Below are 13,518 nucleotides of genomic sequence, written 5' to 3' on the forward strand. Positions count from 1 at the left end.
GGTTCGCGACGAGCGGACCGGTGGGCATGGTCGGAGACGGCCCCGTAGTGAGGGCAGCAGTGAGTCGAACCCGAGGACCGGGGCACGGCGTCCGCCGGGTCGCGGCGCGCTCGGCCGCGGTGTTGTTCGCCGCGGTGCTGGCGACCGGGGTGGCCGGCGCCGGCGTGGCGAGCGGTCAGGACGACCGGGGCGATCTCGCCCCGTCGGTGCCCGGTGCCGGCGGCCTGCCGGCCAGGGCGCTCCAGGACAAGATCAAGCCCCGGTTGGCCGACGCGCGGGGCAGCGTGACGGCCTTCGTGGAGCTGGAGAAGAAGCCGGCCGTCGACGCGTTCACCGAGAAGCAGGGCTCCGACAAGGAACAGGCCAAGCAGGCCGCCAGGGAAGCCAAGCAGGACACCCAGCAGGCCGCCGAGAAGGTGGTCGACACCCTGCGGGCCAAGGACTCCGCGGCCAAGGAGACCTACCGCACCAGCAACGCCGTCCCCGGCGTGGTCGTCACGGCCAACGCGGACAAGGTGCGGGAGCTGGCCGAGCTGCCCGAGGTCAGGGCGGTGCACGCGGTCGTGCCGAAGGAGCCGGGCAACGCCAACGCCGTCCAGCTCACCAGGACCCTGGCCGCCTGGCAGCAGACCGGCCGGCTGGGCGACGGGGTCCGGGTCGGCATCATCGACACCGGGATCGACTACACCCACGCGATGTTCGGCGGGCCGGGCACCAAGGCCGCCTACGACGCGATCGACCGCACCAAGGTCGACCCGTCGTTCTTCCCCACCGCGAAGGTGGTCGGCGGCGTCGACCTCGCCGGCGACGCCTACGACGGCAGCGGCAAGAGCGGGCCCGAGGCCATGGTGCCCAAGCCCGACCCCAACCCGATGGACTGCCACAGCCACGGCACGCACGTGGCCGGCACGGCGGCCGGTTTCGGCGTCAACGCCGACGGCAGCACCTTCCGGGGCGACTACGGCAAGCTCGACGACAAGCAGCTCAACGAGATGCGGATCGGCCCGGGCACCGCGCCCAAGGCCCTGCTGTACGGCATCAAGGTGTTCGGCTGCACCGGTTCGACCAACCTCACCGGCCAGGCGCTGGACTGGGCGCTCGACCCGGACGGCGACGGCGACTTCAGCGACCGCCTGGACGTCGTGAACCTGTCGCTGGGCCAGGACTACGGCGCCCCGGACGACCCGGACAGCCTGTTCGTGCGCAAGCTGGTCAAGAACGGCGTGCTCCCGGTCATCTCCGCCGGCAACGGCGGTGACCTGTACGACGTGGGCGGCTCGCCGGGCAGCACGCCGGAGGCGCTGACCGTGGCGAGCACCAGGGACTCGTTCGTCCTGCGGGACGGCGCCGAGGTCGTCGCCCCCGGTGGCGTCGCCGGCGTGAAGGCCGGGCAGTACAGCCAGAACTACGCCGACTACGCCGGCCTCGAGCGCACCAAGCCCGTGGTCGCGTTGACGGAGGAGTCCAACAAGGACGGTTGCCGTCCGTTCTCCAGCGCCGACAAGGTGGCGGTGCTGAACCGGTTCGTCTGGTTGGAGTGGGACGACAACGACGCCAGCCGGCGTTGTGGTTCCGGGGTCCGGGCGGACAACGCGCGCGCCGCCGGCGCGGTGGGCGCGATCTTCTCGTCCTCGGTGGAGAACTTCAACGCGGGCATCGGTGGCAACAAGGACCTCCCGGTGTTCCAGTTCACCGGCTCCGCCACCAAGGCGGTGCGCCCGGCGCTGGAGGCCGGTTCGCTCCAGGTCCGCATGGCCGGCGACCTCCGCACGAGCGTGAAGACGCACGCGCCGGAGATCTCCGACACGCCCAGCACCTTCACCTCGCGGGGCGTGCACCAGAAGGTCGTCAAGCCGGACGTCGCGGCGCCCGGCGACACGATCGCGTCGGCCCTCGTCGGCAGCGGCAACGGGACGCTGGTGATCAGCGGCACCTCGATGGCCGCGCCGCACACCTCCGGCATCGCCGCCCTGGTGCGGCAGGCGCACCCGGACTGGACGCCGGAGGAGGTCAAGGCCGCGGTGATGAACACCGCGGGCGCCGACGTCCGCACCGGTCCGAACGGCTCGGTGCTCGCGCCGAACCGCGTGGGCGCCGGGCGGATCGACGCGAAGTCCGCGCTGGACAACCAGGTGCTGGCGATGGTCGAGGACGACCCGGGCGCGGTGAGCGTCTCGTTCGGCACCGTCGAGGTCTCGGGGAAGACCCAGATCAGCAAGACCGTGAAGATCGTGAACAAGGGCGTCAACGCGGTCGAGCTGTCGCCGAGCTTCCAGGCGGCCACCCAGATCCCCGGGGTGCGCTACGAGGTCTCCACGAGCAGCATCCGGCTCAGCCCGCGGGGCGTCGCGAAGATCAAGCTGACGCTGCGGATCGACGACCCGGCGGCGCTGCGCAGGACGGTCGACCCGACCGTCCAGACGACCCAGCTCAACGTGGCCCGGCAGTTCCTGGCCGACGCGTCGGGCCGGCTGGTGCTGACGCCGAAGAACGGCTCCGGCACGCCGCTGCGCGTTCCGGTCTACGCCGCGCCCAAGCCGGTGGCCAAGATCAGCGCCACCGACAGGATCAGGTTCAACCGGGGCGACTCGCAGGCGGTGCTGAACCTCAAGGGCCGCGGCGTGGAGCAGGGCCAGGGTTCCTCGGCGTACCGCTCGCTGGTGAGCGTCTTCGAGTTGCAGGGCAGCTCGCCGCAGCTCCCGCAGTGCGGCAAGAAGGTCACCAGCGACTGCACGCCCAACGAGACGGCCAAGGGCGGCGACCTGCGCTACGTCGGCGCCACCTCGACCGCGCCGCTGGCCAAGGCCCAGGGCAAGCTGGACCAGGCCCAGGTGGCGTTCGGCATCGCGACGTGGGGCAACTGGTACAACGTCGGCTCGAACACGGTTCCCTACGTGGACATCGACGTGAACGGCGACGGCAAGCCCGACTTCGAGACCTTCGTGACGAGGCCGAGCGGCACCGACGTGCTCGTCGCGTCCACGGTGGACCTCAACAAGCCGTTGCCCAACGGCGGTTTCCAGTCCGTTGACCTGCAACCGGTCAACGGGCAGTTCGGCGACGTCGACACGAACGTCTTCGACAGCAACGTGATCGTGCTACCGGTGACGCTCAAGGCGCTGGGCATCGACCCGAACGCCGCGACGGCGCGCCTGAACTACACGGTCGGGGTGTCCGGGTTCTACACCGGACCGGGCGACAAGGACGGGGTGATTGACCAGATCGCCAAGCCGATGTCGTTCGACCCGCTCAAGCCGGGCCTGTGGGCGCAGGGCGGCGGCGACGCCGCGCTGTCCTACGTGGCCAAGCCGGCCACCGCGCTCGTCGTCAACCGCGACGCGGGCGCCCTGGCGATGGACCGGGTGGACAAGCTGCTCGTGCTGCACCACCACAACGCGAGCGGCGAGCGGGCCCAGCTCGTGTCGGTGGACGGCTCGCGCACCTGGGCGGATCTGGACCTGCGCGGCGGGCCAGGGGAGGGCCGTCACTCCTCCTGACGTCGAGGAGTCCTGGCGGGTACCGGTGCCCGGGTCGGCTGACCGCCGGCCCGGGCACCGGCCTTCTCCGGCCGGGCGCCGGCCCCCACCGGTGGCCGGTGTCGGTACAAGTTGGACCCCGGGGGCGCTTTGCCTTGCGGCGCCGGGCAGAATGCGCATTCCGACCGTTCGCGCCGTCTCGCGCCGCGCCAGCCGGCCCAGCGTGGACGGTGACGGCGGACCCGACGCGGCATCACCCGAACGGGTGTCCCGCAGAACGGGATAGATCAGTGCGGAGGCGTGTCCGCGCTGCGGATAGCGACGCGGCGGCGGGTAGCCTTCGCGCAAGTGGATGGGTTCCGATGGGTGGGACCTACAACCCGGGAGGTGTGTCGATGCGGCTCGCGGTGATCCCAGGTGACGGGATTGGACCCGAGGTGATCGCCGAGGCGCTCAAGGTGCTCGGTGAGGTCGTGCCCGATGCGGAGATCACCCGCTACGACCTCGGCGCGGCGCGGTGGCACGCCACCGGGGAGTTGCTGCCGGAGTCGGTGCTGGGCGAACTGCGCCAGCACGACGCGATCCTGCTGGGCGCGGTGGGCGATCCCTCGGTGCCCAGCGGAATCCTGGAGCGCGGGCTGCTGCTGCGCCTGCGCTTCGAGCTGGACCACCACGTGAACCTGCGCCCGGCGCGGCTCTACCCGGGCGTGCGCAGCCCGATCGCCGACCCACCGGAGATCGACATGCTGGTGGTGCGCGAGGGCACCGAGGGCCTGTACGCGGGCAACGGCGGCCTGCTGCGCAAGGACACCCCGCACGAGATCGCGACCGAGGTCAGCATCAACACCTCGTTCGGCGTGGAGCGGGTGGTGCGCGACGCGTTCCAGCGGGCGCAGGGCCGCCCGCGCCGACACCTGACGCTGGTGCACAAGACCAACGTCCTCGCGCACGCGGGCTCGTTGTGGTCGCGGGTGGTCGAGGAGGTGTCGTTGCAGTACCCCGACGTGACGGTCGCCTACCAGCACGTGGACGCGACGACCATCCACATGGTCACCGACCCCGGCCGGTTCGACGTGATCGTCACCGACAACCTGTTCGGCGACATCATCACGGACCTGGCGGCCGCGGTGACCGGTGGCATCGGCCTGGCGGCCTCGGGCAACCTGGACGTGACGCGGCGGAACCCGAGCATGTTCGAGCCGGTGCACGGCAGCGCCCCGGACATCGCGGGTCAGGGCGTGGCCGACCCGACGGCGGCCGTGCTGTCGGTGGCGCTGCTGCTGGACCACCTGGGCGAGCAGGAGGCGGCGCGCCGGATCGAGGCGGCGGTGGCGTTCGACCTGGCCACCAGGGACCACTCGGCGCCGGGCGCGACCTACGCGATCGGCGACCGGCTGGCCGCGCTGGTCTCCTCCAACACCCACCACCGCGCCGAGGTCTGACGCCCGAGGCGACCCGGACGGTCCGAGAGGCCCCCGACCACGCGGTCGGGGGCCTTTTCGGTTCCGGGCCGGGAAAACCACCCGACGACTCCCGAAGTCGGTCCCGGCGTCGTCCCGCGGTGTCGTGGGTCGCCGCCAGGATCACCGCGGCGACGCTGGCGACGACCCACGACGGCCGTCAACCGGCGAGGGGGCGGCGGGCCGGGGCCGTGGCGAGCACGTGGTGCAGGTGCTCGGCGGCGGCGTGTCCGAACCGCTCGTCGTTGATGTGCGCGTCGATCTCGCGGAGCTCCACGTGCGAGCCCGCCACCCCGGCCCGCAGCGCCTCGACGAGCGCGCGGTCCGCCAGCGGGTCGTGGAAGGGCTGTCCCGGCGCGTCGTAGGCGGACAGGCCGCCCAGGGGGACGAGCACGCTGACCGGCCCCCTGGCCGCCACCAGCTTCGCCGCGACCCGCCGACCCAGCTCGGCCAGCTCGGCCGCGGTCAGCCGCACCACCGTGACGGTCGGGTTGTGCTCGTGGATCGTGCGGTGCCGCAGGTGCTCCGGCACGGTCGGCCTGGCCCCGAAGTTCACCATGTCGAGGGCGCCCAGGCTCACCACCTGCGGCAGGCCCGCCCGACCCGCGGCCTCCAGCCGCCGGGGGCCCGCCGACAGCACCCCGCCCATCAGGTCGTCGGCGAGCTCGGTGGTGGTCAGGTCCAGGACGCCGGTCAGCACCCCGCTGCCGGCCAGCTCCTCCAGCGCCCGGCCGCCGGCGCCGTTGGCGTGGAACACGAGGACCTCGTAGCCGAGCTCCTCCAGCCGGCGGCGGGCGGCGGTGACGCCGGGGGTGGTGACGCCGAACATCGTGGTGGCCACGAGCGGGCGCCGGTGCTCGTCCGGCGCGCCCTGCGCCGCCCGGTAGGCGATCGCCATGCTGGCCGCGGCGCTCGCGGCGTTGCCGAGGATGCGTTCGGAGAACCGGTTGATCCCGGCGATGTCCAGCACGCTGTGCATGAGCGTCATGTCCGTCGAGCCGACGAACGGCGCGCAGTCGCCGGCCGCCATCGTCGAGACGAGGAGCTTGGGCACGCCGACCGGCAGCGCGCGCATCGCCCTGCTGGCGATGACCGAGCCGCAGGAGCCGCCCAGGGAGAGAGCGGCGTGCAGACGGCCTTCGCCGTGCAGCCGGCGCAGCACCTCGGCCGCGCCCTCCGCCATCGCTCTCACCGCTGTGTTCCGGTCGCCGTGCGCGCGGAGCGCGCCCAGGTCGTGTCCGGCCGCCGCGGCGACCTCGGCGCGGTCGATGTCAGCGGGCACTGCGGGTGTGCCCAGCACTCCGGTGTCGACCAACACGGTCTGGCAGCCCGCCGCGCGGACGCGCTCCGCGAGCCAGCCGAACTCGGACCCCTTGGTGTCCAGGGTCCCCACGAGCACAACAGTCGTCATTCTCAGTCCTCCGGTCCCACCCACCACATCGGCCACAGGCTGCCGAGCCCCAAGCACCCCGCCCAGCCTCCTCAGGGGTGGAAATCGCCGGCCGTTGACCACGCTGCGCGATCGCCGGCGCGGAGCGGCAGGTCGGTGCGTCACCCGGCGGTGGCCCGCCCGTTGTTCCAGTACCTGGGATCACCCGTCCGTGAATTGGTACGCGCGGGAGGGCTGTGGCAGCATCGGGGCGTGGCTCGCTCCAGCGTGATCATCATTTGCTGGCGCGCCGGGTAAGTGCCTCGGGGCGTTCGTCCCGCAGCACCCGGCGCGCAGACCTCTCGCATCCGCGGGGGGTCTTTTTGTTTTCCCGCTCCAGCACTTCCGTTCCGCAGTCCCGTCCTCCCAGACCGCCCCGACCGTTCCAGGGAGACCACCGTGAACCGGCCCACCGCCCCCACCGGCACCCCGCTCGGCGACTCGTTCCACGTCTACGACACGACCCTCAGGGACGGCGCGCAGCGCGAGGGCATCTCCTACTCGGCGACCGACAAGCTGGCCGTGGCCCGGCTGCTGGACTCCCTGGGCGTCGGCTTCATCGAGGGCGGCTGGCCGGGGGCGCTGCCCAAGGACACCGAGTTCTTCGCCCGCGCCGCCGCCGGTGAGCTGGAGCTGCGGCACGCGGCGCTGGTGGCCTTCGGCGCCACCCGCAGGGCCGGCGTCGCCGCCGCCGACGACCCGCAGGTGCGGGCGCTGCTCGACTCCCAGGCGCCCGTGGTGACCCTGGTGGCGAAGTCGGACCGCCGGCACATCGAACGCGCGCTGCGCACCGACGTCGCCGAGGCCGCAGCCATGGTGTTCGACACCGTCCGGTTCCTGGTGGGGGAGGGCCGCCGCGTCTTCCTCGACGCCGAGCACTTCTTCGACGGCTACGCCCACGACCCCGACTGCGCGCTGCGGGTGCTGCAGTCCGCTGTGGACGCCGGCGCGGACGTCGTCGTGCTGTGCGACACCAACGGCGGCCAGCTCCCGCTGCAGCTCGCCGAGACCGTGGCCGAGGTGGTCGCCCGCACCGGGTTCCGCGTCGGCATCCACTGCCAGGACGACACGGCCTGCGCGGTGGCGAACACCGTGGCAGCCGTGCAGGCCGGCGCCACCCACGTGCAGTGCACCGCGAACGGCTACGGCGAGCGGACCGGCAACGCCGACCTGTTCGCCGTCGTCGGCAACCTGGTGACCAAGCTCGACATGCCGGTGCTGCCCGCGGCGGCGCTGCCCGAACTCACCCGCGTCTCGCACGCCCTCGCCGAGATCGCGAACCTCGCGCCCGACACCCACCAGGCCTACGTCGGGTCGTCGGCCTTCGCCCACAAGGCGGGGCTGCACGCGAGCGCGATCAAGGTGGACCCGGAGCTGTACAACCACGTCGATCCGGCCACCGTCGGCAACGGGATGCGGGTGCTCGTCACCGAGATGGCCGGCCGGGCCAGCCTGGAGCTGAAGGGGCGTGAGCTCGGGCTGGACCTGGCCGGTCGGCACGACGCGCTGGGGCGCGCCGTGCGCAGGGTCAAGGAGCTGGAGGCGCGGGGCTGGTCGTTCGAGGCCGCCGACGCGTCGCTGGAGCTGTTGCTGCGCAGGGAGATCGACGAGGCCGAGACCGAGGCCCCGTTCGCGCTGGAGTCCTACCGCGTCGTGCTCGACCACCGCGCCGACGGCGAGGTGGTCTCCGAGGCCACCGTGCGGGTGCTCGTCGCGGGGGAGCGGGTGATCGCCACCGCCGAGGGCAACGGCCCGGTGCACGCGCTGGACGCGGCGCTGCGCAAGGCGTTGGAGCCGGCGCTGCCGTGGCTGTCGAGCGTCGAGCTGGCCGACTACAAGGTCCGCATCCTGGTTGAGCACCCGGGAACGGACGCGGTGACCAGGGTGCTGGTGCAGTCCAGCGACGGCGAGCGGGAGTGGACCACCGTCGGCGTCCACGGCAACATCGTCGAGGCGAGCTGGCTCGCCCTCTGCGACGCCCTCGTGCACAAGGCGCTGTCCGTGCGGGAGCCGGTGGGCTGAGTCGTCGGTCCGGGGCGCGGTCACCGGGGCCACCGGCCCCGGTTCGACGGCGCGGGGCCGGCGGGTCACCCGGCGGGGCGGGCGTTCGCGGCGACCGGGTCCGGCGCTGGGTTACCGTTGCCGCCGTCCCCTCCGACCCGACGACAGGAGCGTCCGTGCGCATCGCCCGCATCGTCCACCCCGAAGGCATCGCGTTCGCGGCCGTCCAAGGCGAGCCCGGCGCCGCGCTGGACGACCTGGTCGCCTCGGAGATCGACGAGCACCCGTTCGGGACGGTGACGTTCACCGGGCGGGCGTGGAAGCTGGCCGACGTCCGGCTGCTCGCCCCGATCCTGCCGTCGAAGGTGGTCTGCGTCGGCAAGAACTACGCCGAGCACGCCGAGGAGATGGGGGGTCCGGCCCCGGCCGACCCGGTGATCTTCCTCAAGCCGCCCACGGCGGTGGTCGGCCCGAACGCCGAGATCAGACTGCCGGCGAACTCCGAGCGCGTGGACTACGAGGGCGAGCTCGCCGTGGTCATCGGCCGCCCGTGCCGGGACGTCCCCGCCGAGCGCGCGGCCCAGATGGTGCTGGGCTACACCATCGCCAACGACGTGACCGCGCGTGACCAGCAGAAGGCCGACGGCCAGTGGGCCAGGGCCAAGGGCTACGACACGTTCTGCCCGCTGGGGCCGTGGATCGACACCACGGTCGACCCGGCGGACCTGGCCATCCGCACCGAGCTGGACGGCCAGGTGCGCCAGGACTCCCGCACCTCGCAGCTGATCCACGACGTGCCGAAGCTGATCGAGTGGGTGTCCTCGGTGATGACCCTGCTGCCTGGCGACGTCATCCTCACCGGCACCCCGGCGGGCGTGGGACCGGTCCGGCCCGGCCAGACGGTGTCGGTCACCGTCGAGGGCATCGGCACCCTCAGCAACCCGGTCGGCCGGCGCTCCTGACACCGCGAACGGTCCCCCGGCACGCATCCCGCGTGCCGGGGGACCGTCGTTTCCGCCCCTCGCGCTACCGCGGGGCCGATGCCGGTGTCCGGCGTGCGAAGTCCGGCGCGTGCTCGGGCAGCAGCCCGACGCCGAACAGGTAGGCCGGGACGACCTGCAGACGCGGGAAACGTTGCAGGAGGCGGACAACGCGGGGTGGGCGCGTTCGGTTGACGACGCTGATCCGACCGCTCAGCGCCCGGTCGAGCAGTCCCCTGTGGATCAGGCGCTGGACGGTCTGGGTCACCGCGGTGGGCAGCCAGCGCCGCAGTTGGACCTTCGCGAGGTCCCGTCCGGTGACCCGTCCGCGCCGCAGCGGCTCGGCGAGCAGCCGGGCCGCCGCCACCGCGTCCTGCACCGCCAGGTTGATACCCACCCCACCGATGGGTGACATCGCGTGCGCGGCGTCGCCGACGCACAGCAGGCCGTCGGTGTGCCACCGGGGCAGGCGGTCGAGCCGCACGTCGAGCAGCTTCACGTCGTCCCACGACCGCACGTGGTCGACCCGGTCGGCCAGCCACGGGATGAGGTCGGCCAGCCCCTGGCGGAACGACTCGATGCCCCGCGCCCTGAGCGCGGCGTCGGTGCCCTTCCTGATCAGGAAGGCGCACTGGTAGTACTCGCCGCGGTCGATGAGCACGAGGGCGCGGCCGCCGCCGAAGCGGCCGCCGGCCCCGGCGATGTTGCCCTCGTGCCGGGGCAGGCGGAACCACCACACGTCCATCGGCACGCCGAACTCCCTGGCCCGCAGGCCCGCCGCGGCGCGCAGCACCGAGGACCGGCCGTCGCAGGCGACCACCAGGTCGGCCCGCAGCTCGCCGGTCTCACCCTCCTCCGTGCGGTACCGCACGCCGGCGACCCGTCCGCCCTCCCGCACCAGACCGGTGGCCTCGGTGCGCATCCGCAGCGTGAAGCACGGCTCCTCGGCGCCCGCCCTGGCGAGCAGGTCCAGGAAGTCCCACTGCGGCACGAACGCGATGTGCTTGTGCGGTCCGGGCAGTCGCCGCATGTCACCCAGTCGGACCGGCCCGCTGTCGAGGATGACCCCCAACTGGTCGACCAGGCGGTGCGGGACGCGGGCGAACGCCTCGCCCAACCCCAGCTCGTCGAGCAGGGTGAGGGTCGAGGAGTGCACCGTGTCGCCCCGGAAGTCCCGCAGGAAGTCGCCGTGCTTCTCCAGCACCACGACGTCGATCCCGCCCCTGGCGAGCAGCAGGCCCAGCACCATCCCGGCCGGTCCGCCGCCCACCACGCAGACCCTGGTCCGCTCCGTCGACGACATGGCCATCACCTTCTTTTCAACGCTGGTTGAATAACCTCAGGATGCTCCCGGACCGCGACTCGGTCAAGCCCCGGCGGGGCGGATAGGCTGATCGGGCCATGAGCACGCCAGACGCCACCACCAAGGTCCGGGTCCGCTTCTGCCCGTCGCCGACCGGGACGCCGCATGTCGGACTGATCCGCACCGCCCTGTTCAACTGGGCCCACGCCCGCCACGTCGGTGGCGACTTCGTCTTCCGCATCGAGGACACGGACGCCGCCAGGGACTCCGAGGAGTCCTACGCCGCGCTGCTCGACGCGCTGCGGTGGCTCGGCATGGACTGGGACGAGGGGCCCGAGGTCGGCGGCCCGTACGAGCCGTACCGACAGAGCCAGCGCCGGGAGATCTACGCCGACGTGGTGGCCAAGCTGGTCGAGGCCGGCGAGGTCTACGAGTCCTTCTCCACCCCGGAGGAGGTCGAGGCGCGCCACCGCGCCGCCGGCCGCGACCCCAAGCTCGGCTACGACAACTTCGACCGCACCCACACCGACGAGCAGAAGGCCGCCTTCCGCGCGGAGGGCCGCGAGCCCGTCCTGCGGCTGCGCATGCCCGACCACGACATCACGTTCACCGACCTCGTCCGCGGCGAGATCACCTTCCGGGCGGGCAGCGTGCCGGACCCGGTGCTCGTCCGCGCCAACGGCGAGCCGCTCTACACGCTGGTGAACCCGGTCGACGACGCGCTCATGCGGATCACCCACGTGCTGCGGGGTGAGGACCTGCTCCCCTCCACCCCCCGCCAGATCGCGCTCTACGAGGCGCTGCGGCGGGTCGGGGTCGCCGAGTTCACCCCCCACTTCGGACACATGCCCTACGTGATGGGCGAGGGCAACAAGAAGCTGTCCAAGCGGGACCCGCAGTCCAACCTGTTCCTCTACCGCGAGCGCGGGTTCCTGCCCGAGGGCCTGCTCAACTACCTCGCCCTGCTGGGCTGGTCGATCGCCGACGACCGGGACGTCTTCACCATGGCGGAGATGACCGAGGCCTTCGACATCAGCCGGGTGAGCGCGAACCCCGCCCGGTTCGACCTGAAGAAGGCCGAGGCCATCAACGCCGCGCACCTGCGCGCGCTGTCGGCGGAGGAGTTCGTCGAGCGGGTGCTGCCCCACCTGCGCGAGGCCGGCGTGCTGCCGGCGGAGGTCAGCGCCGAGCAGCGCGCCGTGCTGGCCGCCATCGCGCCGATGGTGCAGGAGCGCTGCGTGGTGCTGAGCGACGCCGCGGGCATGGTCGGCTTCCTGTTCGCCGACGAGGACGCGTTCGCGCCGGAGCCGGACGCCGCGGCCAAGACGCTCGGCGCCGACGCGGAGCCCGTGCTGCGGGCCTCGGTCGAGGCGCTGCGCGACCTTCCGGAGTGGACCACCGCCGCGATCGAGGAGGCGCTCAGGACCGCGCTGGTCGACGGGCTCGGGCTCAAGCCGCGCAAGGCGTTCGGCCCGGTGCGCGTCGCGATCACCGGCCGCACGGTCTCGCCGCCGCTCTACGAGTCGATGGAACTGCTCGGCAGGGACCGTTCGCTCGGCCGGCTCGGGCGCGCGCTGGAGTCGGTGACCGCCGGCGCTTGACCGTGCCAGTGGCGGATTATCACCTTCTCAGCCGAATCGGACACAAGGCGTGCGCAACTAGCCTCGCTGGGTGACATCCGCTTTGGCGACCGACATCCCCGAAAGAACGACCACGACCCCGATCCGCGCCGTTTGCCTCGATATCGACGACACCCTCGTCGATTACGGGCAGGCGGCGCGGATCGCTTTGGAGACCGCCGCCGGCCGGGACGACGCCTGGCCGGTGTGGGAACGCGCCAACGCCCACCACTTCGCGCGCCTGCTCGCCGGCGAGGTCGATTACGAGACCATGCGCCGGGACCGCGCCCGCACCTTCTACGACGATCTGGGCGAGCGGTTGGACGACGCCGGGATCGCGGAACGCGAGTCCCGTCGCCAGTTCGCCATGGAGCGCTCCTGGCAGCTCTACGGCGACACCCTGCCCTGCCTCGACTGGCTGCGCGCCGCCGGCCTGCGCCTGGCGGCGGTGACCAACGCGTCCGGAGCCCACCAGCGGGCCAAGCTCGCCGTGCTGGGCCTCACCCCGTTCTTCGACTACGTGGCCATCGCCGGCGAACTCCGCACCGCCAAGCCCGAGCCTGTGATCTTCCACACCGCCTGCCTCGCGCTGGGTGTCGACCCGGCCGAGACGGTGCACGTCGGCGACCGGCTCGACCTCGACGCGGTCGGCGCCCGAGACGCCGGTCTGCACGGTGTGTGGCTGGACCGCGCCGCGACGCGCACAGCGCCGCCCAGCGGGGTGTCCGTCATCACGACCCTCGCGGAGCTGCCCGAGTTGCTGGTCTGCGATCTCGAGCTGGACCTGGCGCCCGCGGCCCCGGTCGGGAGCCGGTGAACGATCCGGTGAACAGCCCGCCACCCGCCGGCCACGCCGGGACCCCCGCCCGTTTGCCCAGCTAGAGCCCGGTGGTGGGGGTCGATTAGGCATCGGCCCCCATCGTGGGCTAGTATTCCTACACGTCGGGCGGACAGCGGACCGAAACCCGGGACGATGGCCGACGCCGGTGGGGTATGGTGTAATTGGCAGCACGACGGATTCTGGCTCCGTTAGTCTAGGTTCGAGTCCTGGTACCCCAGCTGTGAGAAACCAAATCGGTTGTGATAGGGTTTCCTCACTACAAAAGAACAAGGCCCCGTCGTCTAGCGGCCTAGGACGCCGCCCTCTCAAGGCGGTAGCGCGGGTTCAAATCCCGTCGGGGCTACAGGGGTGGGAGGGGTGTGTTCCTTTGGAACACGCCCCTTTCGCCATTATTTTGGGGGGCCGAGCC

The 13,518-nt window shown here is 72.3% G+C and carries 8 protein-coding genes and 2 tRNA genes; 8 read left to right on the forward strand and 2 right to left on the reverse strand.

What is annotated here, in order from left to right; genetic code table 11:
- The first annotated feature begins 59 nt into the window (after positions 1-59).
- Together BUE43_RS19855 and BUE43_RS19860 are read left to right on the forward strand one after the other, a co-directional pair.
- Positions 60-3,497, forward strand: coding sequence for a S8 family peptidase (locus tag BUE43_RS19855; protein ID WP_073485396.1), 3,438 nt, complete (start codon positions 60-62; stop codon positions 3,495-3,497).
- Positions 3,498-3,871: 374 nt separating this feature from the next.
- Positions 3,872-4,918: a 3-isopropylmalate dehydrogenase gene (locus BUE43_RS19860; protein ID WP_073486087.1), complete on the forward strand. Its 1,047-nt coding sequence runs from the start codon at positions 3,872-3,874 to the stop codon at positions 4,916-4,918.
- Between the two features lie 178 nt (positions 4,919-5,096).
- On the opposite strand, the gene BUE43_RS19865 is transcribed toward BUE43_RS19860, so the two are convergent.
- A complete protein-coding gene (locus BUE43_RS19865) occupies positions 5,097-6,347 on the reverse strand; it encodes a Tm-1-like ATP-binding domain-containing protein (RefSeq protein ID WP_073485398.1) in 1,251 nt (416 codons plus the stop codon).
- Positions 6,348-6,764: 417 nt separating this feature from the next.
- On the opposite strand from BUE43_RS19865, the gene cimA reads away from it, so the two are divergent.
- Together cimA and BUE43_RS19875 are read left to right on the forward strand one after the other, a co-directional pair.
- Positions 6,765-8,387: a citramalate synthase gene (gene cimA / locus BUE43_RS19870; RefSeq protein WP_073485400.1), complete on the forward strand. Its 1,623-nt coding sequence runs from the start codon at positions 6,765-6,767 to the stop codon at positions 8,385-8,387.
- A gap of 155 nt (positions 8,388-8,542) precedes the next feature.
- Positions 8,543-9,328, forward strand: a complete 786-nt coding sequence (locus tag BUE43_RS19875; RefSeq protein ID WP_073485403.1) for a fumarylacetoacetate hydrolase family protein — start codon at positions 8,543-8,545, stop codon at positions 9,326-9,328.
- 64 nt (positions 9,329-9,392) lie between these two features.
- Here the strand turns inward: BUE43_RS19875 and BUE43_RS19880 are convergent, their stop codons facing one another.
- Complete coding sequence (locus tag BUE43_RS19880) at positions 9,393-10,649, reverse strand: FAD-dependent oxidoreductase (RefSeq protein WP_200797602.1); 1,257 nt, start codon at positions 10,647-10,649, stop codon at positions 9,393-9,395.
- A 98-nt stretch (positions 10,650-10,747) separates the two neighbouring features.
- Between BUE43_RS19880 and gltX the strand changes: the two genes are divergently transcribed.
- The 4 genes from gltX (at position 10,748) to BUE43_RS19900 (ending at position 13,452) form a co-directional block, all read left to right on the forward strand.
- The gene (gene gltX / locus BUE43_RS19885; protein WP_073485408.1) at positions 10,748-12,250 is read left to right on the forward strand and encodes a glutamate--tRNA ligase; all 1,503 of its coding nucleotides are present in this window, start codon (positions 10,748-10,750) and stop codon (positions 12,248-12,250) included.
- Between the two features lie 70 nt (positions 12,251-12,320).
- Entirely contained in the window at positions 12,321-13,085 is a 765-nt protein-coding gene (locus BUE43_RS19890) for an HAD family hydrolase (RefSeq protein WP_083959855.1), read from the forward strand.
- Positions 13,086-13,255: 170 nt separating this feature from the next.
- Positions 13,256-13,327 (forward strand) — tRNA-Gln (locus BUE43_RS19895).
- A 52-nt stretch (positions 13,328-13,379) separates the two neighbouring features.
- Positions 13,380-13,452, forward strand: a tRNA-Glu gene (locus tag BUE43_RS19900).
- Positions 13,453-13,518 lie beyond the last annotated feature (66 nt).

It is taken from the genome of Streptoalloteichus hindustanus, from assembly GCF_900129375.1.
In the GTDB taxonomy this organism is placed as follows: domain Bacteria; phylum Actinomycetota; class Actinomycetes; order Mycobacteriales; family Pseudonocardiaceae; genus Streptoalloteichus; species Streptoalloteichus hindustanus.